Annotated in this window: 7 protein-coding genes; 3 read left to right on the forward strand and 4 right to left on the reverse strand. The window is 61.0% G+C overall.

The features are described from left to right. Together WBV42_RS06930 and WBV42_RS06935 are read right to left on the reverse strand one after the other, a co-directional pair. The coding region (locus WBV42_RS06930; RefSeq protein WP_423985378.1) for a DUF99 family protein at positions 1-423 on the reverse strand (423 nt) is incomplete at its 3' end. Between the two features lies 1 nt (position 424). After that, positions 425-610, reverse strand: coding sequence for a DUF5786 family protein (locus WBV42_RS06935; protein ID WP_423985379.1), 186 nt, complete (start codon positions 608-610; stop codon positions 425-427). Positions 611-691: 81 nt separating this feature from the next. Between WBV42_RS06935 and WBV42_RS06940 the strand changes: the two genes are divergently transcribed. Continuing rightward, the gene (locus tag WBV42_RS06940) at positions 692-1,300 is read left to right on the forward strand and encodes an MBL fold metallo-hydrolase (protein WP_423985380.1); all 609 of its coding nucleotides are present in this window, start codon (positions 692-694) and stop codon (positions 1,298-1,300) included. Between the two features lie 81 nt (positions 1,301-1,381). Beyond that, on the forward strand, positions 1,382-1,927 hold the full coding sequence (locus WBV42_RS06945; RefSeq protein WP_423985381.1) for a GNAT family N-acetyltransferase: 546 nt from the start codon (positions 1,382-1,384) through the stop codon (positions 1,925-1,927). A 46-nt stretch (positions 1,928-1,973) separates the two neighbouring features. On the opposite strand, the gene WBV42_RS06950 is transcribed toward WBV42_RS06945, so the two are convergent. Both WBV42_RS06950 and WBV42_RS06955 read right to left on the reverse strand, forming a co-directional pair. After that, positions 1,974-2,123, reverse strand: a complete 150-nt coding sequence (locus WBV42_RS06950) for a 50S ribosomal protein L40e (protein ID WP_423985382.1) — start codon at positions 2,121-2,123, stop codon at positions 1,974-1,976. Positions 2,124-2,198: 75 nt separating this feature from the next. Then, on the reverse strand, positions 2,199-2,702 hold the full coding sequence (locus WBV42_RS06955) for a DUF367 family protein (RefSeq protein ID WP_423985383.1): 504 nt from the start codon (positions 2,700-2,702) through the stop codon (positions 2,199-2,201). 259 nt (positions 2,703-2,961) lie between these two features. On the opposite strand from WBV42_RS06955, the gene WBV42_RS06960 reads away from it, so the two are divergent. Then, positions 2,962-3,288 (forward strand): nuclear transport factor 2 family protein, encoded by a 327-nt coding sequence (locus WBV42_RS06960; RefSeq protein ID WP_423985384.1) that lies wholly within the window; start codon positions 2,962-2,964, stop codon positions 3,286-3,288. The last annotated feature ends 101 nt before the right edge of the window (positions 3,289-3,389 follow it).

Raw genomic sequence — 3,389 nt, forward strand, 5'->3', positions numbered from 1 at the left:
GACGAACACCGTTTCCCCGTCCACGGCGATTTCGCGGCGGGGTGGCTGTTTTCGATAGGTCTCCCGGCGTCGGTCGAGTTCGTCGCCCGAGAACTCCGACTCCAGCGATTCTAGCAGGCCGTCGCTCTCCTCGAAGGTGACGTCGATGACGGGACGGTCGACGGCGTCGTGGAGACGGTGCATGTCCAACACGTTGTACCACGCGAGGGCGATTCCGCCGACCATGACGTAGCGCACGTCCTCGCGGTCGAGACGCTCCACGAGGTCGATGATCGAGTCCGTGAGGTCGGTACCACCAACAGTACAGGTTCCAAAAACAAAGCCATCGGTCACCCGGCTTGCGCGGGTAACGACGCCAGCGAGCGTGCTGGTGTCGCGGCGATAGGACTCCGCGACACCCAGCGCCCGGACACCGGATTTCACGCTACTCGTCGTCGTCGTCTTTCATCTCGTTGAGCCGGTTCAACAGCTCGTCGTTCGACGCACCGAACTCGAAGTCGACGCTTCCCTCGTGGTTGTGTTCAGACGTTTCGACACCGCTGTCGTCGTCTAAGTCCGCGCTATACTCCTGGTTCTCTTGTTCAGATTCGTCGTAGCTCCCGAAGCCCATGCGTTGTATGGTTGGGGCTTCGAACACTAAAAACGCTCGGCGCCCGTCAGAATTTTGGCAGATGGGGGAAAACAGCCTCCCATGCAAGTCGTTAACGTCACTGCCGACGCCGAGACGTTCACCTGCAACGCCTATCTCGCGCTCGGCGACCGCCCGGTCCTCGTGGATGCCGGGACGATGGACGGCGTCGTGGACGTGCTCCACGACTACACGGACACGCTCGATGCGGTCGTCCTCACACATCAACACGGCGATCACGTCGGGGAACTCGACGCCGTACTGGACGAGTTCGACGCGGAACTCGCGGCCTACGGGCCACACCCCCGCCGCGATCACGCAATCGTGGACGGAGACACCGTCGAAATCGGTGACGAGGAGTTCGAAGCCATTCACACGCCCGGTCACGCCGACGACCACCTCGCCTTCGTGAGCGATTCGACCATCTTCAGCGGCGACGTCGTCGTCCACGACGACGGTGCCTTCGACTACGGCAGTTTCGGGCGCACAGACATGGCGGGCCAGTCCCGCGAGGAACTCATCGAGAGCATCCGCGAAATCCTCGACCGGATGCCGGATTCCGTCGAGCACATGTACGCCGGGCACGGAGAGGAGTTCCACGGAGATGTGCATGACGTCATCGAAACGGCGTTGGAACGTGCCGAAAAGCGGGAGCCGAAGTATCCGGAATAACGCCGGAAACGTTCGGTTTTATTGTCGCGTGCTATCATTGTTCACGAGACCTTTTCTCGCAGGTACTCCAGTGTTCGAAGTATGCCCGGACCTACATTTCTACGTGGCGACCGGATCGAACTCAGAACGATAGAGGAGGACGATTTGGACTTCCTGCAGGGGACGATGAACGATCCGACCGTCCGCCGATACCTCGGCAGTCGTTCGCCCATCAACGGCGAGCAGGAACGGGAGTGGTTCGAGGAGCGCGCTTCGGACACCGACGAAGACCACGTCCACCTGCTCATCTGTCGCGGCGAGGAAGCCATGGGGTCGATCAGCCTCTACCCGAAGGATCCGACCGGCGTGAACGCCGAGATCGGTATCTCCCTCGCGGAGGAGTTCTGGGGCAACGGCTACGGAACCGAGGCGGCCCGGCTCATCACCGACTTCGGGTTCCGTGAACGCCGTCACCACCGAGTTATGGCTCGCGTGTTCGAGGGCAACGTCGGCTCCGCTCGCATCTGGGAAAAGCTCGGCTTCCGCCACGAGGCGACTCACGTCGAATCCGCGTTCCTCGACGGTGAGTACGTGAACGTCGACTTCTTCGCAGTCCTCGAAGACGAGTGGTTCGGACGGGACGAGTAGCGATTCGTCTCCCCGTTTCGCTTCCAGCGAAAAACCGCGAATCCGATTATGCGCTACGCGCTTCCTTGCTCTTCGGGCGGAGCTTGCTGTAGCCGCATTTGCGGCATTTGTCCGCCTTCTGTGGGTTACGTGCGTTACAGCGCATGCAAATCATCTTGTCGAGCGTTCGTTTCTCTGCTACGTCGAAACTGGCCATACCGTGCGTTTTCGTCCCCGCGCGTTTAAACGTTATTGAGTTGTCCCGTCGTTCCCGTTCGCGCCCTCGTCCGTTCTACTCCTTCCCAGCGTCCAGATATTCCTGCTGTACGGCCACCACTTCCGTCGAATCTTCACAGTCGGCGTATCTGCGGAGCGGTTCCTCGTTCAGTTCGAGAAACGTTTCGCCCCATCTGAACTTCGAGAGGATTCGCTCGGCCTGCGCACGCTCGCCGAGGATACAGAGCCCCGCCGCGAACGCCTCCACGGTGTTCAACCGGAACGGCTTCCCGTAGTTGACGGGGTTCGCGGCGACGAGAAACGGCAGTGCACGGTGCACTCCCGGCATCTCGAACAGCGCTCGCTCGGCGCTCTCCCACGAGCAGTCGAGGGCGACGAGCGTGTCCGTTTCGGCGCGGTCGGCGGGCGAGAGCGCCTGCTCCGCGTGTGGATTGAGGACGATGCCGTACGGTGTCGCCCGCGCCGTTCGGTGGAGTTCGGTCAGGTCGAACCGGGCGAGCTTCCGGGCCGTACACTTCTTCGGGTCGTCGTCACCCTCGTACCGGACGTGGAGGTTCACTGCCGAACGCTTGGCGTGGCTCGGTAAAAAGTGGCGCGAAGAAGGCCCCGCCGGGGTGTGACAGGCGGTGCGGAGCCGTATGGAAACAGTATCCTCTTGTCGTACCTGACCGGATTTCACCGGCGAGTAGACCACCGCACACGTACCGTAAAGGCGTTTATATGACCCCTATTGTCCCGTCGTGTTTCTTCCGTCGTCTCCGGAGACAAACGTAGTTTCCGCCGAGGGGCTAAAGAGGGTCCTCCGCGTCTCCCCGCGTATGGACCCCGAAGTGGTCGTTCGCGCCTACTACGACGCCATCGACGCACACGACTACGAGACGTTCGCCGGACTGTTCGCGCCGGACGTGGTGCACTACCGCCCCGACCGCACCATCGAAGGCAGGGACACGCTCGTCTCGTTCATGCGCGACGACCGACCGAACAAGGAGACGCGCCACGAACTCTCTCATATCGCCGAAAACGGCGGAACGACCGTCGCCGAGGGCCGGTTGCTCGACGCCGATGGTGACGTGCTGTTCGCCTTCGAAGACGACTTTTCGATCACCGACGGCCAAATCACCGAAATCCGCACCCGAACTCGTTAATTCTCCATCTCCCCCGTGAAATATTCCGGAGCGACATAGAAACTGTAATTCCGCGATAGCTGTTTACATATCAACCCGGTCTTATTCGACATTTGCTATCC

The organism is Haladaptatus sp. (assembly GCF_049589095.1).
GTDB lineage: Archaea > Halobacteriota > Halobacteria > Halobacteriales > Haladaptataceae > Haladaptatus.

Coding starts and splice junctions, on each gene's coding strand:
- WBV42_RS06960 (WP_423985384.1), top strand. CDS start 2,962: ATGGACCCCGAAGTGGTCGTTCGCGCCTACTACGACGCCATCGACGCA.
- WBV42_RS06935 (WP_423985379.1), bottom strand. CDS start 610: ATGGGCTTCGGGAGCTACGACGAATCTGAACAAGAGAACCAGGAGTAT.
- WBV42_RS06950 (WP_423985382.1), bottom strand. CDS start 2,123: ATGGCCAGTTTCGACGTAGCAGAGAAACGAACGCTCGACAAGATGATT.
- WBV42_RS06945 (WP_423985381.1), top strand. CDS start 1,382: ATGCCCGGACCTACATTTCTACGTGGCGACCGGATCGAACTCAGAACG.
- WBV42_RS06940 (WP_423985380.1), top strand. CDS start 692: ATGCAAGTCGTTAACGTCACTGCCGACGCCGAGACGTTCACCTGCAAC.